Source organism: Aquabacterium sp. (assembly GCF_050725395.1).
In the GTDB taxonomy this organism is placed as follows: Bacteria; Pseudomonadota; Gammaproteobacteria; order Burkholderiales; family Burkholderiaceae_C; genus Aquabacterium.
In genome coordinates this window covers 17,315-42,309 of record NZ_JBOHHL010000020.1, presented here as the reverse complement: position 1 = coordinate 42,309, position 24,995 = coordinate 17,315, and the positions used below count along the sequence as shown (strand labels likewise).

23 protein-coding genes and 1 pseudogene are annotated in these 24,995 nt (G+C 64.3%); 14 read left to right on the top strand and 10 right to left on the bottom strand.

What is annotated here, in order from left to right; genetic code table 11:
• Window positions 1-7: 7 nt before the first annotated feature.
• The 4 genes from ACREB4_RS13350 to ACREB4_RS13335 form a co-directional block, all read right to left on the bottom strand.
• Entirely contained in the window at window positions 8-1,531 is a 1,524-nt protein-coding gene (locus ACREB4_RS13350) for a CoA-acylating methylmalonate-semialdehyde dehydrogenase (RefSeq protein ID WP_431588715.1), read from the bottom strand.
• Entirely contained in the window at window positions 1,528-2,694 is a 1,167-nt protein-coding gene (locus ACREB4_RS13345) for an acyl-CoA dehydrogenase family protein (RefSeq protein ID WP_431588714.1), read from the bottom strand. Before ACREB4_RS13345 ends, ACREB4_RS13350 begins: the two co-directional genes overlap by 4 nt.
• 179 nt (window positions 2,695-2,873) lie before the next feature.
• Entirely contained in the window at window positions 2,874-3,470 is a 597-nt protein-coding gene (locus ACREB4_RS13340) for an outer membrane beta-barrel protein (protein WP_431588713.1), read from the bottom strand.
• Window positions 3,471-3,595: 125 nt separating this feature from the next.
• Window positions 3,596-4,549, bottom strand: a complete 954-nt coding sequence (locus ACREB4_RS13335; protein ID WP_431588712.1) for a phosphate acetyltransferase — start codon at window positions 4,547-4,549, stop codon at window positions 3,596-3,598.
• Window positions 4,550-4,630: 81 nt separating this feature from the next.
• On the opposite strand from ACREB4_RS13335, the gene ACREB4_RS13330 reads away from it, so the two are divergent.
• The 10 genes from ACREB4_RS13330 to ACREB4_RS13285 all read left to right on the top strand — a co-directional run bounded on the left by ACREB4_RS13330 (window position 4,631) and on the right by ACREB4_RS13285 (window position 15,799).
• Window positions 4,631-5,851 carry an acetate/propionate family kinase gene (locus tag ACREB4_RS13330; RefSeq protein ID WP_431588711.1) on the top strand — a complete coding sequence of 407 codons (1,221 nt, stop codon included), beginning with the start codon at window positions 4,631-4,633 and terminating at the stop codon, window positions 5,849-5,851.
• A gap of 231 nt (window positions 5,852-6,082) precedes the next feature.
• Complete coding sequence (locus ACREB4_RS13325) at window positions 6,083-7,345, top strand: DUF2325 domain-containing protein (RefSeq protein ID WP_431588710.1); 1,263 nt, start codon at window positions 6,083-6,085, stop codon at window positions 7,343-7,345.
• 86 nt (window positions 7,346-7,431) lie between these two features.
• Window positions 7,432-7,830, top strand: coding sequence for a hypothetical protein (locus ACREB4_RS13320; RefSeq protein ID WP_431588709.1), 399 nt, complete (start codon window positions 7,432-7,434; stop codon window positions 7,828-7,830).
• Window positions 7,831-7,984: 154 nt separating this feature from the next.
• A complete protein-coding gene (locus ACREB4_RS13315) occupies window positions 7,985-9,352 on the top strand; it encodes a TolC family protein (RefSeq protein WP_431588708.1) in 1,368 nt (455 codons plus the stop codon).
• The gene (locus ACREB4_RS13310) at window positions 9,349-10,734 is read left to right on the top strand and encodes a multicopper oxidase family protein (RefSeq protein ID WP_431588707.1); all 1,386 of its coding nucleotides are present in this window, start codon (window positions 9,349-9,351) and stop codon (window positions 10,732-10,734) included. The genes ACREB4_RS13315 and ACREB4_RS13310 overlap by 4 nt, the downstream gene beginning before the upstream one ends.
• Window positions 10,735-10,797: 63 nt before the next feature.
• Window positions 10,798-13,023, top strand: a complete 2,226-nt coding sequence (locus ACREB4_RS13305) for a heavy metal translocating P-type ATPase (protein ID WP_431588706.1) — start codon at window positions 10,798-10,800, stop codon at window positions 13,021-13,023.
• Complete coding sequence (cueR, locus tag ACREB4_RS13300) at window positions 13,020-13,436, top strand: Cu(I)-responsive transcriptional regulator (protein WP_431588705.1); 417 nt, start codon at window positions 13,020-13,022, stop codon at window positions 13,434-13,436. The genes ACREB4_RS13305 and cueR overlap by 4 nt, the downstream gene beginning before the upstream one ends.
• A 118-nt stretch (window positions 13,437-13,554) precedes the next feature.
• The gene (locus ACREB4_RS13295; RefSeq protein ID WP_431588704.1) at window positions 13,555-13,857 is read left to right on the top strand and encodes a DUF3649 domain-containing protein; all 303 of its coding nucleotides are present in this window, start codon (window positions 13,555-13,557) and stop codon (window positions 13,855-13,857) included.
• Between the two features lie 17 nt (window positions 13,858-13,874).
• Entirely contained in the window at window positions 13,875-15,467 is a 1,593-nt protein-coding gene (locus ACREB4_RS13290) for a PepSY-associated TM helix domain-containing protein (RefSeq protein ID WP_431588703.1), read from the top strand.
• Window positions 15,468-15,469: 2 nt separating this feature from the next.
• On the top strand, window positions 15,470-15,799 hold the full coding sequence (locus ACREB4_RS13285) for a DUF3325 domain-containing protein (RefSeq protein ID WP_431588702.1): 330 nt from the start codon (window positions 15,470-15,472) through the stop codon (window positions 15,797-15,799).
• A 22-nt stretch (window positions 15,800-15,821) separates the two neighbouring features.
• Here ACREB4_RS13285 and ACREB4_RS13280 read toward each other — a convergent pair whose 3' ends face one another.
• Window positions 15,822-15,950: a hypothetical protein gene (locus ACREB4_RS13280; protein WP_431588701.1), complete on the bottom strand. Its 129-nt coding sequence runs from the start codon at window positions 15,948-15,950 to the stop codon at window positions 15,822-15,824.
• Window positions 15,951-16,285: 335 nt separating this feature from the next.
• Here ACREB4_RS13280 and ACREB4_RS13275 point away from each other — a divergent pair, with 335 nt between their 5' ends.
• Together ACREB4_RS13275 and ACREB4_RS13270 are read left to right on the top strand one after the other, a co-directional pair.
• Entirely contained in the window at window positions 16,286-17,911 is a 1,626-nt protein-coding gene (locus ACREB4_RS13275) for a ShlB/FhaC/HecB family hemolysin secretion/activation protein (RefSeq protein ID WP_431588700.1), read from the top strand.
• A gap of 41 nt (window positions 17,912-17,952) precedes the next feature.
• Window positions 17,953-18,477: a hypothetical protein gene (locus tag ACREB4_RS13270; protein ID WP_431588699.1), complete on the top strand. Its 525-nt coding sequence runs from the start codon at window positions 17,953-17,955 to the stop codon at window positions 18,475-18,477.
• A gap of 153 nt (window positions 18,478-18,630) precedes the next feature.
• On the opposite strand, the pseudogene ACREB4_RS13265 reads toward ACREB4_RS13270, so the two are convergent.
• A pseudogene (locus ACREB4_RS13265) lies at window positions 18,631-18,825 on the bottom strand (cold-shock protein); the annotation flags it as partial.
• 285 nt (window positions 18,826-19,110) lie between these two features.
• Between ACREB4_RS13265 and clpS the strand changes: the two are divergent.
• Complete coding sequence (clpS, locus tag ACREB4_RS13260; protein WP_431588698.1) at window positions 19,111-19,464, top strand: ATP-dependent Clp protease adapter ClpS; 354 nt, start codon at window positions 19,111-19,113, stop codon at window positions 19,462-19,464.
• Window positions 19,461-21,782, top strand: coding sequence for an ATP-dependent Clp protease ATP-binding subunit ClpA (gene clpA, locus ACREB4_RS13255; RefSeq protein WP_431588697.1), 2,322 nt, complete (start codon window positions 19,461-19,463; stop codon window positions 21,780-21,782). The genes clpS and clpA overlap by 4 nt, the downstream gene beginning before the upstream one ends.
• 85 nt (window positions 21,783-21,867) lie before the next feature.
• Here clpA and ACREB4_RS13250 read toward each other — a convergent pair whose 3' ends face one another.
• From ACREB4_RS13250 to ACREB4_RS13235, 4 genes are read right to left on the bottom strand one after another with little or no spacing between them, the layout of a single operon-like run.
• Window positions 21,868-22,665, bottom strand: a complete 798-nt coding sequence (locus tag ACREB4_RS13250) for a UDP-2,3-diacylglucosamine diphosphatase (protein WP_431588696.1) — start codon at window positions 22,663-22,665, stop codon at window positions 21,868-21,870.
• A 4-nt stretch (window positions 22,666-22,669) separates the two neighbouring features.
• A complete protein-coding gene (locus ACREB4_RS13245; protein ID WP_431588695.1) occupies window positions 22,670-23,170 on the bottom strand; it encodes a peptidylprolyl isomerase in 501 nt (166 codons plus the stop codon).
• A 1-nt stretch (window position 23,171) separates the two neighbouring features.
• On the bottom strand, window positions 23,172-23,747 hold the full coding sequence (locus tag ACREB4_RS13240) for a peptidylprolyl isomerase (RefSeq protein WP_431588694.1): 576 nt from the start codon (window positions 23,745-23,747) through the stop codon (window positions 23,172-23,174).
• On the bottom strand, window positions 23,744-24,922 hold the full coding sequence (locus tag ACREB4_RS13235; RefSeq protein ID WP_431588693.1) for a L,D-transpeptidase family protein: 1,179 nt from the start codon (window positions 24,920-24,922) through the stop codon (window positions 23,744-23,746). The genes ACREB4_RS13240 and ACREB4_RS13235 overlap by 4 nt, the downstream gene beginning before the upstream one ends.
• Window positions 24,923-24,995: the final 73 nt, after the last annotated feature.

Here is a 24,995-nt window from a genome sequence, read left to right as displayed (position 1 = left end):
CCCTCGCTCATTTGAGGCTGATGGTGGTGTTCACGCCGGCCGAGATGGCATCGTCGTCAAACCAGCGCGCCGTGACCGTTTTCGTCTGCGTGTAGAACTGCACGACCTGCTTGCCATAAGGACCCAGGTCGCCGAGTTTGGAGCCACGCGAGCCCGTGAAACTGAAGGTCGGAACGGGCACGGGAATGGGCACGTTGATGCCCACCTGGCCGACATCGATTTCGCTTTGAAAGCGACGCGCCGACGCGCCGCTCTGCGTGAACAGGGCCACGCCGTTGCCGAAGGGGTTGGCATTCACCAGCGCGATGGCGTCGGCCAGCGTGGCCACTTCCAGGCACACCAGCACCGGCCCGAAGATCTCTTCGGTGTAGATGCGCATGCTGGTCTTGACCCCACCGAACACCGTCGGGCCGACGAAGTTGCCTTGGTCATACCCAGGAACCTTGACGTCCCGTCCGTCCAGCAGGAGCTGCGCGCCTTCGCTCACGCCACTGGCGATCAGTTGTTCGATGCGGGACTTGGCCGTCGTGGAAATCACCGGACCGACATCGGTGCCGGGTTCGACTCCGGCGTTGACCTTGAGGGCCCGGGCGCGCTGCACCAGTTCCGGCAGCCAATGCCGCGACTCGCCCACGAAGACGGCCACCGACGCGGCCATGCAGCGCTGACCGGCCGCACCGAACGCGGCGCCCGCCATGGCGTTGAGCGTGTTCTCCTTGTGGGCGTCGGGCAGGATCACCGCGTGGTTCTTCGCGCCCATCATGCTTTGCACCCGCTTGCCGTGACGGCCTGCCAGGTCGTAGACATGCGTGCCTACCGCGGTCGAGCCGACGAAGGACACGGCGGCGACATCCGGATGGCTGCACAAGGCATCGACCACCTCTTTGCCGCCGTGCACCACGTTCAACACGCCGGGCGGCACACCGGCTTGCAGCGCCAGCCGCACCAGTTCCATGGTGCTCATCGGATCTTGTTCGGAGGGCTTGAGCACGAAGGTGTTGCCACACACGATCGCCATGGGGAACATCCACAGCGGGATCATCGCGGGGAAGTTGAACGGCGTGATGCCCACGCACACGCCAATGGGCTGGCGCAGCGTGTAGGTGTCCACGCCACCGGCCACGTTCTCGGCGAATTCGCCCAGCTGCAGCGTACCCACCGAGCAGGCATGCTCGACCACCTCCAGTCCACGGACGATGTCCCCCTCGGCGTCGGCCAGGGTCTTGCCTTGCTCGTCGGTGAGTACGCGGGCGATGCGTGGCAGGTTCTCGCGGATGAGCGCCTGAAGGCGCAACATGATGCGCATGCGCGCGGCGATCGGTGTTTGCCGCCAGGTGGCGAAGGCAGCCTTGGCAGAGGCCACCGCCGCATTGACCTCATCCGGCGTCGCACAGGGCGTGTGCGCCAGTACTTGCTGGGTCGCCGGGTTGACGATGGGGCGGCGCTCCACGGCGATGGACGCCACGAATTCGCCGTTGACCAGGAGGCGGACAGTTTGGTCGGCGGTGTAGAGGGGGGCGGTGGTGTTCATGAACGGTCCTGGGTGTCGAGCAGCAGTTGGCGGGCGATGACGAGCTTCTGGATCTCGCTGGTGCCCTCGTAGATCTGGGTGATGCGGGCATCGCGGTAGTGGCGCTCGACCGCGTAGTCCTGCAGGTAGCCGTAGCCGCCATGGACCTGGATGGCCTTGGAGCAGATCCATTCGGCGGCCTCGGACGCGAACAGCTTGGCCTGGGATGCCTCCGAGATGCATGGCACGCCGGCTGAGCGCAAGCGTGCGGCGTGGTGCACCAGCAGGCGGGCGGCGTTGAGCCTGGTCTGCATGTCCGCCAGGGTGTGGCCGATGGCCTGGTGCTGTGCGATCGCCTGGCCAAACTGCACCCGTTCGCTGGCATACCTGGCCGCGGCCTCCAGGGCAGCCCGGGCAATGCCCACCGCCTGCGCGGCGATGCCGATGCGGCCACCCTCCAGATTCGACAGCGCGATCTTCAAACCTTCGCCTTCCAGGCCGAGCAGGCTTTGGGTGGGAACATGGCAGTCGGTGAGCGTGATGGGGCAGGTGTCCGACGCGCGGATGCCCATCTTGTGCTCCGGGCGGCCCACATTGAATCCTGGCGTCTCGGTTGGAACGAGGAAGGCGGAGATGCCTTTCTTGCCTGCTTCGGGATTCGTCACGGCGAACACGATGGCCACGCCCGCACGCGCCCCGTTGGTCACGAACTGCTTGGCGCCGTTCAGCACCCAGGCATCGCCATCGCGGACGGCGCGGGTTGTCAGCGCATCGGCCTGCGACCCGGCCTGCGGTTCGGTCAGGCAAAACGCGCCGATGACCTCGCCAGTGGCCATGCGCGGCAGCCATTGCCGCTTCTGCGCTTCCGTGCCGAACTTGAGGATGGGCACGCAGCCGACCGAGCTGTGCACACTCATGAGCACGGCCGAGGAAGCACAACCCGCCGCGACCTCCTCGATGCACAGGGCATAGGCCAGGTCATCCGTCTTGAAGCCACCCCATTCTGGCGGCACCAGCAGGCCCAGCAAGCCCAGTTCTCCCATCTGCGCCACCACCGTGTCCGGCAGGTGAGCGGCCTTGTCCCATTCGGCCGCATGCGGCGCGAGCGCCTTCCGGGCGAAGGACCTCGCGGCGTCCTGCATGGCGCGTTGGTCATCGGTGTAGATCGGGGCAAAGCTGCTCATGGTCGGTGCGCCAGTGGGTGGACTGTGGCGCGATCCTAGGAAGGAAGCCAGGCTTTGTCGATGACCGTTTTGGCGCTGCTTCTGAGCATTTCGATCAATCCCGACGGCCAAAATGGCGGCTTCATGTGAAAACAGGCGCCCATGGGGCGCCTGTTTGTCATGCGTGGGATGTCGGTTTTTTACTTGAAGTAGTAAACGGCGATCACACCCACATGGCTGCCGTCGATCTTGTCGGCACCAGGCAAGTTCTTGACCTCGTACTCTTCGTTCACGTAGCGCACCTTCAAGCCGAACTTGGGCGTGAACAGGTATTCGCCTTCCACGACCACGGCCACGGAAGAGTCAAACTTGTAGTCGCCAACGTTGCTGGCCACACCCGATGAACTCAGCTTCGTTCCGGTGGACTGACGTGCGCCGCCGCCAATTTTCCAGCTGTCGGTCACGTGGTAGTGCGCCAACAACTCGATGGGGAAGCGCGAAAAGGTGACGTTGCCGTTCCGGGCGCTGGCGTTGGCCACGTGGTAGCCGATGGCGGCCTGGATGGACACCGGCGAATTGGCAAACCTGTAGTCCAGACCAGCACGCAGGTCCAGCAGGCCGCCTGCGGTCACCGAACTTTCGTTGCCATTGGTGTAAACCATCGTGGCCACCTTGTCGCCACCCAAGGTCAGGCCGGCGCCCAGCAGCGGGGCCAGCTTGGCTTCGTTGTCGGCCCAGGCCGCGGTGCCCAACAGACTCGTGCTGGCCACCAGGCTCAGCAGTGCTTTCTTCAACATCTTGACTCCATTTTTGGATGTTCATCCCTCCAGCCGAAGGGATTCCGGCTGGTGGCGAGATGTTAAAGATGTGACCGCATGTTTTCCCAAGGTGTGTTGTTGAAACGCTCAAACCAGGGGAGGGGTTAGCCCACGGCCTTGGTTCTTCCCTGCCGGGCAGCCTCCGCGAGCATCGACGCCACCGCGCACGAGGCCAGGCGAGCCGGCTCGGAGTCGGCGCGGCTGGTCAGGATGATCGGCACCTTCGCGCCCAGCACCACCCCTGCCGCATAAGCGCGGGCCAGAAAGCTCAGGCTCTTGGCCAGCATGTTGCCCGCGTCGAGGTCGGGCACGATCAACACATTGGCTCGCCCCGCCACGGGCGAGACGATGCCCTTGATGTGCGCGGCCTCGGCGTCGATGGCGTTGTCCATCGCGAGCGGGCCATCCAGCACCGCGCCGGTGATCTGCCCACGGTCGGCCATCTTGCACAGCGCGGCGGCGTCGAGGGTGGAGGGCACCTTGGAGCTGACGGTCTCCATCGCCGACAACACGGCCACCAGCACGGGCGACATCTGCAGCGCCTGCGCCAGGTCGATCGCGTTCTGCACGATGTCCACCTTCTCTTCAAGCGTGGGCGCGATGTTGATGGCGGCATCGGAAATGATCAGGGGCTGCTCGTGACCGGGCACGTCCATCACAAAGCAGTGGCTGATGCGCCGAGAGGTGCGCAGACCGCCATCGCGGCGCACCACGGCCCCCATCAACTCGTCGGTGTGAAGGCTGCCCTTCATCAGGGCATCGACCTCGCCTTTCAAGGCCATGGCCACGGCCGCCTCGGCGGCGCCGTGGCTGTGCGGCGCGTCGATGAGGGTGATGCCGCTCAGGTCGATGCCCGACTGCCGTGCAGCGGCTTCGATCTTGCCCCGCGGCCCGACCAGGATGGGCGTGATCAGGCCCAGCCTGGCAGACTCCAGCGCCGCGTTCAGCGAGACTTCGTTGGTCGGGTGGACCACCGCCACCCGCAGAGGCGGCAACTTGCGCGCGGTGTCGATCAATCGGTCGTAGTGCGGGTGAACGGAGGTGCTTGGTGTCGACATCGCGGCCCTGCCAGATTGGACAAGGCCCAGTATAGACTTCGTCGACATGGCGTGTTGCGCTGCAGCAATCGAGGCGGTTGGATGACATCAGGACACAAGGACATGGTGGCCGTGGCGAATGCAGGCTCGTCGAGCCTGAAGTTCTCGCTGTACGGTTTGGAGGATGGCAATTTGACCCTGGCCCTGCGCGGCTTGGTCGAAGGGCTGGGCACGTCGCCGGCCTTCACCGCCAAAGACCCCGCCGGCCAAGTCATCGGCCAGCATCGGTGGGAAGAAGGCGCCACGCTGGGCCACGAAGCGGCGCTTCGCCACGTGATGGCGTTCGTGCGCGAACTGGTGCCCGACATCACTTTGCAGGGCATCGGTCACCGCGTGGTGCACGGCGGCCTGGAGCATGCGGCCCCGGTCATCGTGACGCCCGACATCCTGGCGCAACTCGACGCCCTGTCCCCCTTGGCGCCGCTGCACCAACCCAACAACCTCGCGCCCATCCGCTTGGCATTCGAGGTCTTGCCGGGCGTGCCTCAGGTGGCTTGCTTCGACACGGCTTTTCACCGGAGCAACGCCGAGGTCGCCCAGGTCTACGCCTTGCCCTTCGAATTGCACGAAGCCGGCGTGCGGCGCTATGGCTTCCACGGGCTGTCTTATGAATACATCGCGGGGCGATTGCCCGAAGTGGCCCCCGAACTGGCGCAGGGCAAGGTCATCGTCCTGCACCTGGGCAATGGCGCCAGCGCCTGCGCCATGCAAAATGGCCGCAGTGTGGCCAGCACCATGGGCTTCACCGCGCTCGAAGGCTTGCCCATGGGCACGCGTTGCGGCGAGCTCGACCCCGGTGTGCTGATCTGGCTGATGGACCAGCGCGGCATGGATGCTCGGGCCCTGGAAACACTGCTGTACAAGCAGTCCGGCCTGCTGGGCGTGTCGGGGATCTCCAGTGACATGCGTGTGCTGCTGGCCAGCGATGAACCTCGCGCGCGGCTGGCCGTCGACCTCTTCGTGCACCGCACGGTGCGCGAGATCGGCTCCCTGGCCGCCGAGTTGGGTGGGCTCGATGCGCTGGTGTTCACCGCGGGCATCGGCGAAAACGCCGATGAGATCCGCCGCCGGGTGATCGAAGGGTGCGCTTGGTTGGGGGTGAGCATCGACGAGCCCGCCAATCGCGCGCGTGGTCCACGCGTCAGCCATCCAGGCGGCGCGTGTTCGGCCTGGGTCATCCCGACGGATGAAGAACTGATGATCGCCCGGCACACCGTGGCGCTGCTGGCTCAATCACAAGACGACGTCGGGGCGAGGCCCTGAACCAATCCCCTGCTTTTCTCGCGGCCATATTGAAATGAGATTGATTTGCATTTACAATTGCCTTGCGTTCTGTGAATTCACCATCCATTGCGACCTTTGAGAAAGCGGTGTTGCTTGTCGATACCGTCGCGGCTGGGTGAAGTGCACGCCATTGGCATCGAGTGGGGGCGCCAATGGCGGGAATGGTCTGGTGGATTTCCAGAACGCACCTGATTCAAAGCCGGAGCCCGCATGTGCCAGCATGACCCCAAAGAGCTTGAAACGATCGTGCGCCAGGCGGTCATGGGCACCGGCGCCACGGTGATGACCCGCCAGCCGGTCGTCCGTGATGGCTCGCGTCGTCGGCGTCTCTGGGAACTGAGCGATCACGTGCATTGCCCGGTCATCGGGGTGTGCCTGCCCATCTCAAGCTTGCGTCGCATCGTCGACAAAGTGCTGGGCGGTGTCACCGTGGCCGATGACTACGAGTTGCACTGCGGTGTGGTGACGGACAGCAAGGTCCGCACGAAACTGGCCGAGGCACTTCAACGCGAGCTGGACCGCAGCTTCATGCTGTGCGTGCGGCAATCCGCCAAAGCCAAGTCGCCAGAAGCTTTGCTGGTCTGGTGGACCGAAACCGCCCAGGTGAACATGGCGGGGGCGCTGTGGGCCACCGTGACCCATGCCCGTTGCACGCCGGCACTGGAGCACTTGGTGCTGGGCCAGGTGCACATGATCCAGCACCAGGTGGGCGCCGCGCAACGCGTCAATGTGCAACGTTTCGAAGCCGTGGTTGAGGAGAACGCTGCGCTGGCCCGGGCGCTGGGCGACGCCCAACGGCGCAATGCGGTGTTGACCGAAGAACATGCGCGTCGGCAGGAGTCACTGCAAAGCCAGATCGTGCAGTTGAGGGCGGATTTGATCGGTCGTGACACCGCCGTGGCCACGATGAAGGAGTCGCTGCAGGCCCTGGAAAGCGCCATGCCTGGCTTGAAGACTCGCCATGAACTGGCACGCCAGGGCGAACGGCAGATCGAGCGCATCCATGAACTCGAACGTGCCTTGGCGCTGGCCCAGCAAGAGGCCCAGAACCAACGGCGCCGTGCGCAAGCCCTGGCCGAGAAGCTTCACCACGCTGACGAGGCCACCGCCCAAGCAGCCGGGCCCTCGCCGGACTCGGACCCCAGCCTGGAAACCAGCCTTGATGACCGCGCCGTGTTGTGCGTGGGGGGCCGCCAAGCCAGCGTGCCGGCTTACCGCCAACTGATCGAACATGCCGGTGGACGCTTCCTGCACCACGATGGTGGCGATGAAGAGAGTGCCGCCAAACTGGACGCCACCCTGGCCGCCGCCGACCTGGTCATTTGCCAGACGGGTTGCATCAGCCACGAGGCTTATTGGCGCGTGAAGAATCACTGCAAGCGCACGGGCAAACGGTGCGTGTTCCTGGAGAATCCCAGCGCCTCGTCGCTGGCCCGCCGATTGGCGGAGTTGTCGGAGGTCGAGGGGACCTGACCGCAGCTGTCTGAAAAGCCCGAGGCCGAGCCGGCCAGGTAGCCGCGTTGCGCCAGTTGAGGAGCGCTGCAATAATCCAGCTTCGAATGGTGAAGCTTTTCAAGACCCTCCTCGTTTGGCTGTGCATCCTGTCGCTCCCTGTCCAGGGCATGGCGGCGGTGATGAGGCTGTCTTGCGGGCTTGCACACCACCATCAAGCCAAGGTGATGGCCGAGCAGGACCATGCCGCGCATGAGCACCATGCGCACGCCGATGGCCTGGGCCATGCCGATCACCACCAGCATCAGCAGCAGGGGCAGGGGCAGGGGGCCGACAAGTGCAGCGCTTGCGCTTCTTGCTGCACTGGCTTGGGCTTCGTGGCCACCTTCCCGCATTGGCCCGTGGCCTTGCAGGCGCACGCGCCCTGGGAGGCCACCTTCAAATCGCTTTTGCCATCCTTCCTGTCGGAGGGGCTGGAGCGGCCACCGCGATCGGTCCTCGCCTGATCCGACGCCTTGCGCGGCGTCTGTCCTGACGACCGCGCCGATCCAGCAGAGATGACGCTCCGCGGCTTTGGCCGTGGGTGTTCGATCCCCTTTCGCGAGGTTTCCCATGTCGACTTCATCCCGGGCCGTGGCCATTCAGCGAAGTGAGGCACCCATGATGATGACGCTGAAGCACAGAGCCTTGACGGCCGCGCTGGCCCTGGGGCTGGGTGGCTGCGCCGGCTTGTCCGACGACAGCGGTTTTGCCGAGGTTCAACAGCAGACCCAGGCCCGCATCGGCCTGGAGGCCCGGTGGCCCAAGACCGACGCTCAGCACAGCGCCGCGCAGCGGCGTGTGGCCGAGCTTCTGGCCGGGCCTTTGTCGGTGGACAACGCGGTGCAGGTGGCCTTGCTCAGCAACCGTCGGCTGCAAGCCTCGTATGCCGAGCTCGGCATGTCCGAGGCGGACCTGGTGCAAGCCACCCGCTTGCCCAACCCCGGGTTTTCTTTTGGCAGGATGAGGCGAGGTGCCGAGACCGAAATCGACCGCGGCTTCCACTTCGACCTGGCCCGCCTTCTGGTGGCACCCTGGGCCTCCCGGGTCGAAACGCGCCGCTTCGAGCAGGCACGCCATCTGGCGACGGCGCAGACCTTGTCGTTGGCGTTCGAGGCGCGCAAAGCCTGGTTCATGGCCGTGGCGGCGGAGGAAACCTTGCGCTACACGCAAGAGGTGCTCAAGGCCGCCGATGCCGGCGAAGAACTGGCGGCCAGGATGGTCCAGGCCGGCAACTGGAGCCGGCTGGACCACGCCCGCGAGCAAGGCTTCTACGCCGATGCCGCGCTCAATGTGGCCAAGGCCACGCAGGCCAGAACCGCCGCGCGCGAACGCCTGACCAGGCTGCTGGGCCTGTGGGGCGATCAAACCAACTTCAAGTTGCCTGAACGCCTGCCCGATCTGCCCAAGGCGCCCGATGACTTGCCCGACCTTGAACAGCAGGCCATGGCCACGCGCCTGGACTTGCAAGCCCTGCGCGCGCAAAGCCAAGGACTGGCCAGCAACCTGGGCCTGAGCAAGGTAACCCGCGTCATCAACGTGTTGGAGTTGGGCGTGGCCCGCAACACCTTCAGCGATGCCCCCAGCACCGAACGTGGCTATGACATCCGCCTGGAAATCCCGCTGTTCGATTGGGGCGGCGCCCGGGTGGCCAAGGCCGAGGCGGTCTACATGCAGTCGGTGGATCAATTGGCCCACGCCGCGATCGAGGCCCGGTCGGAGGTGCGCGAGGCCTACCTGAATTACCGCGTCAACCACGACATCGTCCGGCGCTACCGCGACGAAATCCTGCCGCTGCGCCAACGCATTTCGCAAGAAAACCAGCTTCGCTACAACGGCATGTTCATCAGCGTGTTCGACCTGCTGGCCGATGCCCGCGCGCAGATCACCGCCGTCAACGGCCACATCGAGGCCTTGCGTGATTTCTGGCTGGCGCAAAGCGATTTGCAGATGGCCCAGATCGGCAAGCCCCACGGAGATCAACCATGAGTTCAAGAAGAAGTTTCCTCCAGAGTCTGGGGCTGACGGGGGGCGCGGTCGCGGCTGCGACGGTCAGCCGTGTCGCGATGGCGGCCTTGCCCGAACCCGTCATCCAGACCTCGCCCGATACCATGGCGCCGCTGGTGCCTGCCAATGGCCGGCCCTACAACCCCGTGGTCACGCTCAACGGTTGGACCTTGCCCTGGCGCATGAACCAGGGCGTGAAAGAGTTCCACCTGGTGGCCGAGCCCGTGGTGCGCGAGCTGGCCCCCGGCATGAAAGCCAAGCTGTGGGGCTACAACGGCCAGTCACCCGGCCCCACCATCGAGGTGGTGGAGGGCGACCGCGTTCGCATCTTCGTGACCAACAAGCTGCCCGAGCACACCACCATGCACTGGCACGGCCAACGTTTGCCCAATGGCATGGACGGCATCGGCGGCCTGACCCAGCCCACCATCAAGCCGGGCAAGACCTTCGTCTACGAGTTCGTCGCGCGCAGGCCGGGCACCTTCATGTACCACCCGCATGCCGACGAGATGACGCAGATGGCCATGGGCATGATGGGCTTCTGGGTGACACACCCCAAGGGCAGGCATCCCCTGATCGACGACGTGCAGCGCGACTATTGCTTCCTGCTGAATTCATACGACATCGACCCTGGCAGCTACACGCCCAAGGTGATGACCATGCTGGACCAGAACCTGTGGACCTGGAACAGCCGCGTGTTTCCCGGCATCGATCCCTTGGTGGCCCGGCAGCACGACAAGGTGCGCATCCGCGTCGGCAACCTGACCATGACCAACCACCCCATCCACCTCCATGGTCACGAGTTCGTGGTCACGGGCACGGATGGCGGCCCGGTGCCGAAGTCCGCGCGCTGGCCCGAGGTGACGACGGATGTGGCCGTGGGCCAGATGCGGCAGCTGGAGTTCGTGGCCAACGAGGAGGGCGATTGGGCTTTCCATTGCCACAAGAGCCACCACACCATGAACGCCATGGGCCATGACGTGCCCACGATGATCGGCGTGGACCACCGTGACGTGTCGCGGCGCATCACCCAACTCATCCCGGGCTACATGGTGATGGGCGACCGGGGCATGGCCGACATGGCCGAGATGGAGATGCCCTTGCCCGACAACACCTTGCCCATGATGACGGGGCAGGGACCGCATGGTTCGATCGAAATGGGCGGCATGTTCTCGGTGGTCAAGGTGCGCCAGGGCCAGAAAGCGGGTGACTACCAGGACCCAGGTTGGTTCAGGCCTCCGGCCGGGACCGTGGCATTCGAGTGGACCGGGTCGCTGGCCGAGCCTGCTCGCCAGGTCGAGCAGCCGGCGCCGGCCGGGGAGTCCTTGTCGGTCCGCAAACCTGGAAGCCATGCCGGGCATTGACCTTCCCATGGTGGGAAGGTGCACAGTAGAGCGTGTTCCCTGTTTTCAGAAGAAAGGCCCAGCATGACCGCCCTGTCCAGCCCCGCGCCCACCTTGCCCGATCAGGCATGGACGATGACCATCGAGGGCATGAGTTGCGCCTCGTGCGCCTCGCGTGTCGAGAAAGCCTTGAACAAGGTGCCCGGTGTCACGTCCGCGGCCGTCAACCTGGCCACCGAAACGGCCACGGTCCACACGGCCGGTCCTGGGCTTGGCATGGACACCCTGGTGGACGCCGTGGGCCAGGCTGGCTATGTGGCGCGGCCGGTTGAAGAAGAGGTTTCCGCCGAGGGGGATGAATCGCCCTCCGGGCTGCCCGACTGGTGGCCCATCGCCGTCGGGGCGGCCTTGTCTGTCCCGCTGGTCTTGCCCATGATCGGCATGCTGCTGGGGCTGGACTGGGCCGTGGGCGGGTGGTGGCAATGGGCCCTGGCCACGCCGGTTCAGTTCTGGTTGGGCGCGCGCTTTTACCGGGCCGGCTGGGGTGCCCTGCGGGCCGGTTCCGGCAACATGGACTTGCTGGTTGCCCTGGGCACCTCGGCCGCCTACGGTCTCAGCGTCTACATGCTGTTGCGCCATGGTGGGCACGGCATGCCTCACCTGTACTTCGAAGCTTCGGCGGTGGTCATCACCCTGGTCATGCTGGGCAAATGGCTGGAGACACGCGCCAAGCACCAGACCACGGCGGCCCTGCGCGCGCTCCATGCCTTGCGGCCCGACACAGCCCGAGTGCGTCGCCGCGGGCAGGAGGTGGACGTGCCGGTGGCTCGGGTGCGCGTGGGCGACCTCGTCGTGGTCCGTCCCGGTGAGCGTGTGCCGGTGGATGGCGAGCTGATCGAAGGTGCCAGCGAAATCGACGAGTCGCTGATCACGGGTGAAAGCCTGCCCGTGTCCCGGCAGGTGGGTGACCGGGTCACGGGTGGCGCGGTCAACGGCCAGGGCTGGTTGCTGGTGCGGACCTTGGCGGTGGGGGCCGAATCGACCCTGTCCCGCATCGTCAGGCTGGTCGAGTCGGCACAGGCCGGGAAGGCGCCCATCCAGCGCTTGGTCGACAAGGTCAGCGCCGTCTTCGTGCCCGTGGTGATCGCCATCGCGGGGGGCACCTTGCTGGCCTGGGGGCTGAGCACGGGCCACTGGGAGACCGCGATCCTCAACGCGGTGGCCGTGCTGGTCATCGCCTGCCCCTGCGCCCTGGGTTTGGCCACGCCCACCGCCCTCATGGCGGGCACGGGCGTGGCGGCCCGCCATGGCATCCTGATCAAGGACGCCGAGTCGTTGGAGGTGGCGCACGCCATCCAAGTCGTGGTCTTCGACAAGACCGGCACCTTGACGGAAGGCAAGCCGAGTTTGGTCGCTTGGGCTTCCACCGATGAGGATGAAGCCCGCTTCCTGGCCGACTGCGCCGCCATCCAGTCAGGCAGCGAACACCCCCTGGCGGCGGCCGTGTTGCAAGTGGCCCGGGCGCAAGGTCTGGCGGTGCCCCGCGCCACGCAGGTCCGGGCATGGCCTGGGCGAGGCATGGCGGCGCAGGTGGGCGAGCGCGGGTTGCAGTTGGGCAGCCCTCGGCTGATGCAGGAACTGGGCGTTGACGTGTCACCGCTGCAGGCGCGGGCCGAGCCATGGCTGCATCAAGGCAAGACCGTGTCCTGGGTGGCCGATGTCACGGATGCGCAATCGCCCAGGCTGCTGGGCATGCTGGTCTTTGGCGATGGGGTCAAGGCCTCGGCCGGTGACGCGGTGTCGCGCTTGCGCCAGCAAGGCCTGCGCACGGTGCTGCTCACCGGCGACAACCGGGGCAGCGCCGAGACGGTGGCGCGGCAGTTGGGCATCGACGAGTTCCACGCGGAGGTCCTGCCGCAAGACAAGGCGGCCCTCGTGGGCCAGCTCAAAGGGGCAGGGCAGCGCGTGGCGATGGTGGGCGATGGCATCAACGATGCGCCAGCCCTGGCCGCCGCCGACGTGGGCATCGCCATGTCCACCGGCACCGACGTGGCCATGCACGCCGCCGGCATCACGCTGATGCGGGGTGACCCCTCCCTGGTGGTCGACGCCATCGACATCTCTCGCAGAACTTACGCCAAGATCCGGCAAAACCTGTTCTGGGCTTTTGTCTACAACCTGGTCGGCATCCCGATGGCGGCGCTGGGGCTGCTCAACCCGGTCATCGCGGGCGCGGCGATGGCGTTCAGCAGCGTCAGTGTGGTCGGCAATGCGCTGGTGCTGAGCCGTTGGAAGGGACGCACGCCATGACCGAAGAGACCTTGTTCACAGGGCCCATGAACATCGGGCAGGCTGCCGCGCAATCGGGGGTCTCGGCCAAGATGGTGAGGCATTACGAATCGCTGGGCTTGTTGCCCAAGGTGGCCCGCACCCAGGCGGGCTACCGGCAGTACGGCGAGCGGGAAGTGCACACGCTGCGCTTCATCAAGCACGCGCGCCAATTGGGTTTTGGCATGACCGAGGTCGCCGAGCTGCTGAAGCTTTGGCAGAACCGGAGGCGGTCCAGTGCCGACGTCAAACGCATCGCCTTGGCCCACGTGGCCGACCTGGACCGGCGCATGCGCGAAATGGCGGACATGAAGCGGACGCTGGAGCGCCTGGCGCAGTGCTGCCATGGGGATGAACGGCCCGATTGCCCGATCCTGGACGAGCTGGCCGACTAGTCAGGCTGCCTTCACTGCATTAGAATAAGAATCGTTATTATTCTTGTTTGAACGTTTTGCAGGGCTTGTCCTCCATGTTCCGAAGTTTCAACGTGGACCCGAGCACGGGCCTGGGCCCATGAAAAAGGCCGTTTTGCTCAGCGCCCGCGAGCGATGGGCCGTCGCCTCCAGGGCCTTGGCCGCCATCCTGGGCGGCTACATCGTCGCCGCCTTGTCCACGGGTGCTTTGGCGGTGTCCCTGCCGGGCAGCCGGCCTGAAGCCACCTTGACCGCCACGATGTTGTCGTTCGCCGTGTACGCGGGGGCGGTCATCTGGGTTTTCTCCGCGCGATCGGCATGGCGGGCATGGCTGGGGTTGGCGCTGCCGGCCTTGGTCTTTGGCGCCTTGATTGCCAGCCATGCGTGGACGAGCCAGCAGTAGCCAGCGGAGAGCAGCAAATGAAAGAAGGTTTCCGCCAATCCATGGCGTGGTTGCACACCTGGTCAGGCCTGCTGGTCGGCTGGTTGCTGTTCATGATCTTTGCCGCTGGCACGGCCACCTATTTCCGCCAGGAGATCACGCAGTGGATGCAGCCCGAGTTGCTGCAAGCCCAGCCCGGCCCGCAGGCCACCACGCATGCCCTGAACGCCTTGCGCGAGAAAGCCCCCAAGGCCAATCGCTGGAGCATCGAGCTGCCCACGCCGCGCGAGCCGGCCGTGCGCATCGGCTGGGTCGAGTCACCGGCCTCGTCCGCCAAGAACGCCCGCGGTCGTTTCAAGACCGAGTTCCTCGACCCCGCCACGGGCGCCGAACTGAAGGCCCGAGAGACCCGCGGCGGCGAGTTCTTCTACCGCCTGCATTTCGACCTGCACTACATGCCAGCGGTGTGGGCCCGGTGGATCGTCGGCTTTTGCGCGATGTTCATGCTCGTGGCCATCGTCAGCGGTGTGATCACGCACAAGCGCATCTTCAAGGACTTCTTCACCTTCCGGCCTGAAAAGAACCAGCGTTCATGGCTGGACGCGCACAACGCCACGGGCGTGCTGGCCTTGCCTTTCCACCTGATGATCACCTACAGCGGCCTGATCACCTTGATGACGCTGTACATGCCCTGGGGCGTCATGACGGCCTACCAGGGCGACCAGAAGGCATTCACCGCCGAGGTCTTCCCGCAGACCAAAACGCCCAAGCCCACGGGGCGGCCAGGCACCTTGACGGCCGTGGAACCTTTGCTGGCGCAGGCCCGGGCGCGTTGGGGCGTAGCGCCAGGGCATGTGACCGTGGTCAATCCGATGGACGCTGGCGCGGTGATCGAGGTCCGTCCGGTCGATGAGCGCCGCATCTCGCTCAATGGCCCGGTCATGACGTTCAAGGGTGACACGGGCGCCTTGCTCTCGGTGCGTGGCGATGACGCGCCCGCGGCCGCCACGCGGGGCGTGATCTATGGCTTGCACGTGGCGCGGTTCGCCGAGCCCTGGCTGCGCGCCTTGTTCTTCGTGTCTGGCCTGGCCGGTTGTGCCATGGTGGCCACGGGTCTGCTCTTGTGGGCCGTCAAGGAGCGCCAGAAGCATGCCAAACAGATCCGCCATGGCCTGCCCATCGGTCTCGGTTTGCGCCTGGTGGACGGGCTCAACATCGGTGCGATCGCCGGTGTGCCGATCGCCATGGCCAGCTATTTCTGGGCCAACCGCTTGTTGCCCTTGGGCTTGCCTGATCGACAGGAGGCCGAGATCACCTGCTTCTTCGCGGCCTGGGGCGTGGCCGCGGTGCTGGGCCTTGCGAGGTCCACGCGCGGCATGTGGCGATGGCAACTGATGGTGGGCGCGGCGCTTTTCGCCTTGCTGCCGCTGCTCAATGCCTTCACCACCTATGCGCATTTGGGCGTCACGCTCGCGGCGGGTCGCTGGGCATTCGCGGGCTTCGACCTCACGGTGCTGGCGCTGGGCTTGGGCCTGGCCACCGCGGCCTGGGTGCTGCAACGTCACGGGGGCAAGGCGATCCGGAAGGCGCGGTCCTCCAAGGCCAAGCATCCTGTGGCGGCGGGAGCATGAGCATGGTCATCTTTTGTCTGGCCTACGCGGCCTTTGCCGCGCTCTGTCTGGCCATGGAACGCCACTGGTCCGATCGCTTCGGACGCGAAGCGCAACCCGGCCGTTGGCGCGTGCCATTGCAACTGGCTGGCACCGCTCTGCTGGTCGCCTCGTTGGCAATTTGCCTGAAAGGGCATGGATTCGGCATCGGCCTGGTCGCATGGCTGGGGAGCCTCACGGCCGCCGGCATCGCCGTGGTGCTGACCTTGACTTACTGGCCCAGGGCCGTCACGGTGTCCGGGCCCGCGCTGCTGGGATTGGCCGTGCTCATGGCGACGGTCAGTCGCCCCTGAGCACGGCTGCTTGGCGGGCGGGTCAGTTCGTGGGGGTCCAGGGCAGGCCGTCCGTGACCTCGAAGCTCAAGGTGCCGACGTGGCGCGAGCGGTCGAAAGCCGGGCCTGCCGCTTCACCGGCCGTGGCGTCCTGGTAGGCGGTCTCGAACACAGGTCTTGGGTACGGGCTTGCCCTTGAGGGGCCGCGTGAAAAGTGTTCACGTTCGCAAGTCCAATCCTAATAATATAAATGCAAATGATTCTCAATGCCGATGCTTGCGCGAAGGCTTCCGAATCTTTGAGAGGTTGGCCACAAGCTGGGGCCTTGCCATGAAAGACCGCCTGTCAAGACCACGTACAAGGCTGCCGTTGTGTTTTGCCGGCTCGGCCTGTCCATGCTGGAGGCGTTGAGATACCATCGGCCGGCCTCACTGGTGCTCGGAGGATGGCGGTGCCGCGGGCCTCGGCAATCTTTCGAAAATCACCATTTCAAAAGGGATTGTTGCCGTGCTATTTGCGCCTTTGAACCTGAAAGTCCTGGCCGCTGCGGCCCTCACGCTGGCCATGGGCTTGGCATGGGCCCAGCCCGCCACGCCAGCGGTCACCTCGCCTTCCGCCCCTTTGCGCGAGCTGGGCAAGCCCGAAGAGGATTTCTCGCTGGACGTCCAGGCCTACCAGGTTGACGGACTGCCCGATGCCTCGGCGGCGCGGCTGGCGGCCATCACGGCGCCTTTCACTGGCAAGGGCCGTGGTTACGAAGACCTGGTCAACGCCACCGCCGCCGTCACCCTGTACATGCAACGGGAGCTGGGCTATTACGTGGGCTTTGCCTACCTCCCGGAGCAACAGGCCAAGGACGGCATCGTCCACATCGCCGTGCTCGAAGGGCGTCTTGACCAGGTTGAGCTGAACTGGCCGCAAGACACCCCGGTGCGCCGCGAGGTCGTCGAGAATTACCTCGCCGCCCTGAAGCCGGGCGAAGTCATCCGCGTGAAAGACGTCGAACGCGTGGTTTTCCTGATCAACGACCTGCAAGGCGCGCGCACCCGTTTCGAAATCGGAGAGGGGCGCGAGCCCGGCACCGCTTCATTGGTGGTCACGCCCACCGCCGAAGCCCGTGTCAGCGGCCGGGTCGAGCTCGACTCCTTGGGCTCCAGGTACACCGGTGTGGGCCGTGTCAGCGGCGGCGTGACCGTGGTCAGCCCGACGGGGCGGGGCGATGCTTTGTCCCTCAACGCATTGAGTTCCTTGTCGGGCGGCCTCGCGTTCGCGGGCGCAAGCTACGTGTCGCCAGTGGGCTCCAATGGCTTGAGGCTGGGCGCGGCGGTTTCCAAGGTTCGTTATCAAATTGACAAAGACGATTTTCCGACCGACCTGAACGGCACCGTGGTGGCCGCCAGCGGCTTCGGCCTCTACCCCCTGGTGCGTTCGCGCAACCTCAATGTGTTCAGCCTGCTGAGCTATGAAAACAAGCGCTTCGATGACCGTGAATACAGCGTGTCTTCCCGCAAGCGCAGCGATGATCTGCAGGCCGGCGTGGTCGGGGATTTCCGCGACAACGTGTTCAATGGCGCGGTCAACACCTATGAGTTGACTTGGCTGCAAGGCCGCATGAAGTTCGATGCCACCGACGCGACCACCGTGGGGTTGAAGCGCAGTTTCGGCAAGGCCAGCCTGGGTTATTCACGTTTGCAAAATCTGGTGAGCAACCGTCTCCAGTTCTACGCGCGTTACCAGGGGCAGATTGCCAACACCACCTTGGATGCCACCGAGCGTTTCGCGATCGGTGGTCCCACGGTCGTGCGGGCCTTCGCGCCAGGCGAGGCCGCGGCCGACACCGGCCACGTGGTGACCGCGGAGTTGCGCTTTCTGCCACCCGAAAGCTGGTTTGGCCGTGCTTCGCAAGACCTGATGTTCAGCACCTTTTACGATTGGGGCCACGCCAAGCTTGGGCAAAACGCCGTGTCGACAGCTTCCAGCGTTCTCAGCGGCTATGGCTTGGGCATGATCTGGGCTCACCCCAACGATTTCTCCCTCCGTCTGAACCTGGCTTGGCGCGCTTCGGGCGAACCCCTGTCCGATGGCGGCACCCACCAGCCGCGCGCCAATGCTGTGGTGACCAAACACTTCTGAGCGTCAACGCCGAGGACATCCTTATGACAAGCCGATCATCCATGTTCACTGTTGCCCATCGCCGTCTGCTTCAAGCCGTCATGCTGACAGGCTGTGGAGCCCTTTCCACGGCGGTCTGGGCGCAGGCCTCTTCCCCCAACACCGAGGGCGGGCCCAACTCATCGATCACCATGAGGTCGGATGCGCCGACCGCTCCGGGCGTGGCCGCGAGGAACTCCGCGGCGAAAACCGTGGACCAGACCCAAGGCACCGCCGCCGCGCGTGCGGTGAGGCAGGGCGATCCGCTCAGCATTCGCGGCGGACTGGTCACGCAAGTGGGTTCAGGCCAGCCTGTGGCCGAAGGCAGCCGGGTGCTGCGGTTGCCAGGCAAATGCACGCCCAAGACTGGCAGCCTGGATTGCGTGGCTGAAGGAGGCCAGGCACCCACTGGTGCGAATGTGTCGTCCAAGGTACGCAACAGCGTCATCGGTGAAGTGGGGGCTGGTCGTGCCGCCACCGAAGGCAGTGGCACCGTCAAACGCAAAGAGGCGTGTACGCCAGCGCCCGGCAAGCTCACCTGCGATTGAAGATTGAACAAAAAACCCGCCTGAAGGCGGGTTTTTTGTGAGCGCCGCCTGTCAGTGCGGCAAGCTGTGGCCAGTCCCTCCAGACAGTTCCCTGAAGTGCAAATCACTCAGGGGATCGGATTGAGCCTGCTCTGCCGTGAGGGCATCGACTGGCTGGATGTTTTGCGCAAGCATGCCTTTCGGCCCGGCTATCAGTTCATACTGAACTTTCGAGCCCTGCTTGAGCGTCCGGAAGCCATCCATCTGGATGGCGGAAAAATGGGCGAAAACGTCTCCCCCACCTTGTTCAGGTTCAATGAAACCAAACCCTTTGGCGTCGTTGAACCATTTGACAGTGCCTATTGCCATACTGTCCCTCCTGTTAGTTTGTTGTCATTCTCTAGGTCGGATTCGGGAGTGTCAAGCACCTAAGGTTGATCTGGTTTTTCGGACTTGACATCCAAAAAATATTGCATTGTGAAATTTTCTTGATTTGTGCCAAGGCGCCTTCAGATCGTTTCGGTGTGCTCATGCCAGCCTGATCTGTGGTGCTTCGAAAAGTCGTGAAAGCTGGGTGAATTTCCCCCCTTGAAGTCAGGTGGCTTGTCGCAACATGTGAAGACACAAGGCAATGGCGTCTCGTAGAATGAATTCATGACCGAACCGTTAAAACCCCACTCATCCGAACCGCCTGTCGGGCCTGGTGACGGTGGAGAGGGCCTGGCGATTGCCGAAAAAGAAACAGTCAGCCTGGAGCCGCCAAAGCTTTACAGGGTGGTGATGCTCAATGATGACTTCACACCCATGGAGTTCGTGATCGTCGTGTTGCAGGAATATTTCCGCCATGACATAGAGACAGCAACGCAGATCATGCTCAAAATCCACCACGAAGGTCGTGGTGTGTGCGGTGTCTACACCAAAGACGTCGCGGCCACGAAGGTCGAACTCGTTCTTGCCGCCGCCCGCAGAGCCGGGCACCCCCTGCAGTGCATTCTGGAGACCGCATGATTGCGCAAGAGTTGGAAGTGAGTCTGCACATGGCCTTCGTCGAGGCCCGACAGCAACGCCACGAGTTCATCACCGTCGAGCACTTGCTGCTCGCCTTGATCGACAACCCCTCTGCTTCCGAGGTGTTGAAAGCTTGTGCGGCCAACCTGGAAGAGTTGCGCAAGAACCTTGATCAGTTCGTGCGGGACAACACCCCCACCGTGGGCGGTACCGACGAAGTCGATACGCAGCCCACCCTGGGCTTCCAGCGTGTGATCCAGCGCGCCATCATGCATGTGCAGTCGTCTGGCAGTGGCAAGAAGGAAGTCACCGGCGCCAATGTGCTGGTCGCGATCTTCGGCGAGAAGGATTCCCACGCGGTGTACTACCTGCACCAGCAGGGCGTGACACGCCTGGACGTGGTGAACTACATCGCCCATGGCATCCGCAAGGCCGATCCTCCGGAGCCCATCAAGTCTTCGTCTGAAGCCAATCCCGCCGAAACCGAGAAGGAAGAGGGCGGCGAGCCCAAGGCCTCTCCGTTGGAGCAGTACACCCAGAACATCAATGCGATGGCCCGCGATGGCAAGATCGATCCCCTCATCGGTCGCGATCATGAAGTCGAGCGCGTCATCCAGATCCTGTGCCGTCGCCGCAAGAACAACCCGTTGCTGGTCGGTGAAGCCGGCGTGGGCAAGACCGCGATCGCCGAAGGCCTGGCTTGGCGCATCACGCAAAAGGACGTGCCCGACGTGCTGGCCGATGCCGAGGTCTATGCCCTCGACATGGGCGCGCTGCTGGCCGGCACCAAGTACCGTGGTGACTTCGAGCAACGCCTTAAAGCCGTGATCAAGCAGCTCAAAGAGCAGCCCAGCGCCATCCTGTTCATCGATGAGATCCACACCCTGATCGGTGCGGGTGCAGCTTCGGGCGGCACGCTGGATGCCAGCAACCTGCTCAAGCCCGCGCTCAGCTCGGGCCAGCTCAAGTGCATCGGCGCCACCACCTTCACGGAATACCGTGGCATCTTCGAAAAGGATGCGGCCTTGTCACGTCGCTTCCAGAAGGTCGAAGTGGTCGAACCCTCGGTCGAGCAAACCATCGAAATCCTCAAGGGCCTCAAGTCGCGCTTCGAAGAGCACCACAGCGTCAAGTACGCCTTGGGTGCCTTGCAGGCTGCGGCCGAGTTGTCCGCCAAGTTCATCAATGATCGCCATCTGCCTGACAAGGCCATTGACGTGATCGACGAAGCTGGCGCGGCGCAACGCATCCTGCCCAAGAGCAAGCAGAAGAAGACCATCACGCGGGCCGAGGTGGAAGACATCGTGGCCAAGATCGCGCGGGTGCCCTCGACCAGCGTGTCCAACGACGACCGCTCCAAGCTCAAGAGCCTGGACCGCGATTTGAAGAGCGTGGTGTTCGGCCAAGACGCGGCCATCGATGCCTTGTCGGCCGCGATCAAGATGTCGCGCTCGGGTCTGGGCAAGCCTGACAAGCCCATCGGCTCCTTCCTGTTCAGTGGCCCCACCGGCGTGGGCAAGACCGAGGTGGCCAAGCAATTGGCCTACATCCTGGGCATCGAGCTGATCCGCTTCGACATGTCGGAGTACATGGAGCGCCATGCCGTCAGCCGCCTGATCGGTGCGCCTCCGGGCTACGTTGGTTTCGACCAGGGCGGCCTGCTGACCGAGGCCGTCACCAAGAAGCCGCATTGCGTGCTGCTGCTGGACGAAATCGAAAAGGCCCACCCGGACGTCTTCAACATCTTGCTGCAGGTGATGGACCATGGCACGCTGACGGACAACAACGGTCGCAAGGCCGACTTCCGCAACGTGATGATCATCATGACGACCAACGCGGGTGCTGAAACCTTGCAGAAGTCGACCATCGGCTTCACGACGCAGCGTCAGGCGGGCGATGAAATGGGCGACATCAAGCGCCAGTTCACGCCCGAGTTCCGCAACCGCCTGGACGCCATCGTGGGCTTCAAGGCGCTGGACGAAGAGATCATCCTGCGGGTGGTCGACAAGTTCTTGCTGCAGCTCGAAAGCCAGCTGGCCGAGAAGAAGGTGGAGGTCACCTTCACCGATGCGCTGCGTGCCCACCTGGGCAAGAAGGGCTTCGATCCGTTGATGGGCGCGCGTCCGATGCAGCGTTTGATCCAGGACACGATCCGTCGTGCACTGGCCGACGAGCTGCTGTTTGGTCGCCTGGTCGATGGCGGTCGCCTGACGGTGGACGTGGTCGAAGGCGAAGGTGGCGAGATGGAAGTCAAGCTGGACATCGTGCCGGCCAAGAAGAGCGACAAGCCGAAGGCGGAAGCTGCCACGGCCGAATGATGATCCGCGCTTGACGCGATGAGCGTCTCAACAAAGGCTCAGCCCTCACAGGCTGGGCCTTTGTGTTTTTCGGAGGGGGGTGGCCTCAGTCGGCCTGGGACAGAGCGATGCGTTGAAATCCCTCGGCCGTGAGGCGGAGCACTTCACCGCGTGGCTGCTCGCCATCGAAGTCCCAATCGCTCAGCACGTGGCGCGTGCCACCTGCGGGGCCAAAAGGCGCGGTTTCCGGCCGGTGGGTGTGGCCGTGCACCAGGACCGAAGCGCCTGCCGCCTGCATCCAGGCGCTGGCGGCAGCTTCGTCCACATCGGCCCAGGTTTCGGGTTTTTGCTGCTGCTGGTGCATGGCACTGGCTTCGCGCATCTGCTTGGCCATGGCCAGGCGATGGGAGTAGGGCAGGGACAGCAGGGCTTCCCGGGCGCCAGGCTGGCGCATCTGCGCCCTGAAGCGCAGGTAGGCTTCGTCGGCCAGGCAAAGCACATCGCCATGGATCAGCAGCAGGTGCTGGCCCCAAGCGTGCAAGACCGTGGGATCGGCCAAGGCGTGGGCGTGGCAGGCGGCGATCATCTCCTGACCCAGCATGAAGTCGCGGTTGCCGACCATCATGCCCAAGTGCAGGCGCTGGCCTGCGTCGGCCAGGAAAGCCGTGCATTCGGCCTCGAAGGCCTCGTTGCGCATGTCGTCGCCCACCCAGGCCTCGAACAGGTCGCCCAGGATCAGGACGGCGTCCGCAGGGGTGTGGCGCAGGTAACCGGCCAGGGCCTCTGCCGTGCGGGGCAGGCCGGCATGCAGGTGCAGGTCCGAGACAAAATCGATGCACCGCCACGAGGGCGGTGCATCGAGGGCCTCGGCAGCCGGGAAAGGGGGGAGCGTGTCCCCGGCCATGTCGTCAGACTTCCGTGGCTTGGGTGATGAGCACGTTCTCGACGGGCACGTCGTCGTGGCCACCGCTGCGGCCGGTCTTGACCTTTTCGATCTGGTCGACCACTTCAGTGCCGGCCACCACCTTGCCGAACACGGCATAGCCCCAGCCACTGCTGGTTTCCGACTTGAAGTTCAGGAAGTCGTTGTTGGTGGTGTTGATGAAGAACTGGGCGCTGGCCGAATGGGGAGCGCTGGTGCGGGCCATGGCCACGGTGTAGTGCTCGTTCTTGAGGCCGTTGTTGGCTTCGTTCTGGATGGTTTCGTTCGTGGGCTTTTGCTTGAGGCCGGGCTCGAAGCCGCCGCCCTGGATCATGAAGCCTTTGATGACACGGTGAAAAACCGTGCCGTTGTAGTGGCCAGCGCGCACATAGTTCAGGAAGTTCTCGACGGTGGCGGGGGCCTTGGCGTCGTCGAGTTCAAGGCGGATCACGCCGGCCGTGGTTTGCAGTTCAACGGTTTTGGTCATGTCATTTCTCCAGGGTAGCTTGTTTGATCACGATGGGCTTGACCGGCACGTCGCCGTGGGGGCCCTTCTGGCCGGTTTCGACCATGCGGATTTTGTCCACCACGTCCATGCCTTGCACGACCTTGCCGAACACGGCGTAGCCATTGCCATCGGGTGATTGGGCGGCATCAAGGAAGTTATTGTCCTTGACGTTGATGAAAAATTGCGAGGTGGCCGAGTCGGGAATGCTGGTACGGGCCATGGCCAGGGTGCCACGGACGTTGCTCAGGCCGTTGCGGCTTTCCAGGGGAATGGGCGCACGCGTGGCTTTTTCTTTCATGTCGGGGGTCATGCCACCACCCTGGATCATGAAAGTCTTGATGACGCGGTGGAACACGGTGCCGTTGTAGTGGCCCGATTTGACGTATTGAATGAAGTTCTCAACCGTCTTGGGTGCCTTGGCGGCGTCCAGCTGGACGACGATGTCGCCCTCGCTGGTGGCGAATTTCACCGTTTGCGCGAATGCAGGGCCGATCACGGCACAACTCAGGGCAGTCGCCAGCAGGCTGGCTTTGACGATCTTGGGCAGGTAGGTCATCCGATCACTCCTTCAAAGAATATTTTCCAAAGGCCACCTTCTTTACCCCAGTATTGACGTTTGATGGTGCCTGTGCGTTGACCTTCGGTCACTTCGCCGAAGGTCACCACGAGGATGTCGCTCTTGTCGCGCCAACCCAGGATGGCCAGGTCCTTGAGTTGCACAGACCGGCCACGCTGGCCGACGATTTCCTTTTCCAGCAGCTGGCGCCATTGGTTCACGTCGCGGTTGCCATTGGAAAACTGCGCAGAATAAAACGACATCAGCCGTGTCAGGTCGCCACTGGCCCGCGCCACCCGCCAACCTTCGATGAGGTTGCGCATGTTACGACGTTCATTCTCCGCCGATTTGGTGGGCACCCAGGTCAGGCTTTTGGCGATGACCACCGGGGTGGTGCGTGGCTGCACGCTTTCGAGAATGGTTTGCAGTTCAGGGTTGGCCAGGGCCACGCAGCCGTCGGTGCTGTTGGGGCTTCGCGCATAGCTGTCGCTGGGCACGCCATGCAGCCAGATGCCGGAGCCGGTGCGGCCTTGGCGGCGGTCGTACTCGTTGGGGTAGTTCAGGGGCAGGGCGCCCACACCATAGAAGTCGCTGAGTTGCTTGCCGTCCAGGCGGCTGGTGATGTAGTAAACGCCCAGGGGGGTGCGTTGATCGCCTTGCGCGGCCTTTTCCGCGCCCAGGCGGCCGATCGACACGTAGTGGTCCGCCACCACGTGCAGACCATGCGGACCATTTTCGAAAAGGTAAAGGCGTGAGCGGCTGGCATCGACCGCGATGGCGTGCTTGGTGGAGGGCGGGATCTCGATGAACTGGGCGGGCAGGGCATCGGCCGGTGGGCGTTCGCGCAAGGCGAACAAGCGCCGCTCGGCTTCGGTGCGCAATTGATCAATGCGTTGCGGTGCGCGTTCGGTCAGGTCGGTGGGCGCGCTGCCCATGGCTTTCAGGGGCGCCGTCTGGGACATCAGCAAATCGCCGTAGACCATCTGGGCCAACTGGAAGTTCGGGACATCCTCGACCAGGGCCTGGGCTTTTTTCAAGGCCAATCTGCCCTGTCCGGCGCCAATGAGCCGGTAGATGTCGAGGAGGCGGGCTTCGGCAGGTTGGCTTGCCTGGACGGGCTTGAGCGCATGGGAAGTCCCTGCACCGACAAGACCCAGGCCCATTGCGCTCGCCATCAGCATGCTCCGCAGGAGCACGGAAAAACGCCGACCTGCCGCAGGGCGCGGCGGTCGGCCCAGATCTCCACTC

Bases quoted from the DNA above. Each gene is read 5' to 3' on its own strand.
- ACREB4_RS13350 (WP_431588715.1), bottom strand. From the start codon at position 1,531: ATGAACACCACCGCCCCCCTCTACACCGCCGACCAAACTGTCCGCCTC.
- ACREB4_RS13345 (WP_431588714.1), bottom strand. From the start codon at position 2,694: ATGAGCAGCTTTGCCCCGATCTACACCGATGACCAACGCGCCATGCAG.
- ACREB4_RS13340 (WP_431588713.1), bottom strand. From the start codon at position 3,470: ATGTTGAAGAAAGCACTGCTGAGCCTGGTGGCCAGCACGAGTCTGTTG.
- ACREB4_RS13335 (WP_431588712.1), bottom strand. From the start codon at position 4,549: ATGTCGACACCAAGCACCTCCGTTCACCCGCACTACGACCGATTGATC.
- ACREB4_RS13330 (WP_431588711.1), top strand. From the start codon at position 4,631: ATGACATCAGGACACAAGGACATGGTGGCCGTGGCGAATGCAGGCTCG.
- ACREB4_RS13325 (WP_431588710.1), top strand. From the start codon at position 6,083: ATGTGCCAGCATGACCCCAAAGAGCTTGAAACGATCGTGCGCCAGGCG.
- ACREB4_RS13320 (WP_431588709.1), top strand. From the start codon at position 7,432: ATGGTGAAGCTTTTCAAGACCCTCCTCGTTTGGCTGTGCATCCTGTCG.
- ACREB4_RS13315 (WP_431588708.1), top strand. From the start codon at position 7,985: ATGATGATGACGCTGAAGCACAGAGCCTTGACGGCCGCGCTGGCCCTG.
- ACREB4_RS13310 (WP_431588707.1), top strand. From the start codon at position 9,349: ATGAGTTCAAGAAGAAGTTTCCTCCAGAGTCTGGGGCTGACGGGGGGC.
- ACREB4_RS13305 (WP_431588706.1), top strand. From the start codon at position 10,798: ATGACCGCCCTGTCCAGCCCCGCGCCCACCTTGCCCGATCAGGCATGG.
- cueR (WP_431588705.1), top strand. From the start codon at position 13,020: ATGACCGAAGAGACCTTGTTCACAGGGCCCATGAACATCGGGCAGGCT.
- ACREB4_RS13295 (WP_431588704.1), top strand. From the start codon at position 13,555: ATGAAAAAGGCCGTTTTGCTCAGCGCCCGCGAGCGATGGGCCGTCGCC.
- ACREB4_RS13290 (WP_431588703.1), top strand. From the start codon at position 13,875: ATGAAAGAAGGTTTCCGCCAATCCATGGCGTGGTTGCACACCTGGTCA.
- ACREB4_RS13285 (WP_431588702.1), top strand. From the start codon at position 15,470: ATGGTCATCTTTTGTCTGGCCTACGCGGCCTTTGCCGCGCTCTGTCTG.
- ACREB4_RS13270 (WP_431588699.1), top strand. From the start codon at position 17,953: ATGTTCACTGTTGCCCATCGCCGTCTGCTTCAAGCCGTCATGCTGACA.
- clpS (WP_431588698.1), top strand. From the start codon at position 19,111: ATGACCGAACCGTTAAAACCCCACTCATCCGAACCGCCTGTCGGGCCT.
- clpA (WP_431588697.1), top strand. From the start codon at position 19,461: ATGATTGCGCAAGAGTTGGAAGTGAGTCTGCACATGGCCTTCGTCGAG.
- ACREB4_RS13250 (WP_431588696.1), bottom strand. From the start codon at position 22,665: ATGGCCGGGGACACGCTCCCCCCTTTCCCGGCTGCCGAGGCCCTCGAT.
- ACREB4_RS13245 (WP_431588695.1), bottom strand. From the start codon at position 23,170: ATGACCAAAACCGTTGAACTGCAAACCACGGCCGGCGTGATCCGCCTT.
- ACREB4_RS13240 (WP_431588694.1), bottom strand. From the start codon at position 23,747: ATGACCTACCTGCCCAAGATCGTCAAAGCCAGCCTGCTGGCGACTGCC.
- ACREB4_RS13235 (WP_431588693.1), bottom strand. From the start codon at position 24,922: ATGGCGAGCGCAATGGGCCTGGGTCTTGTCGGTGCAGGGACTTCCCAT.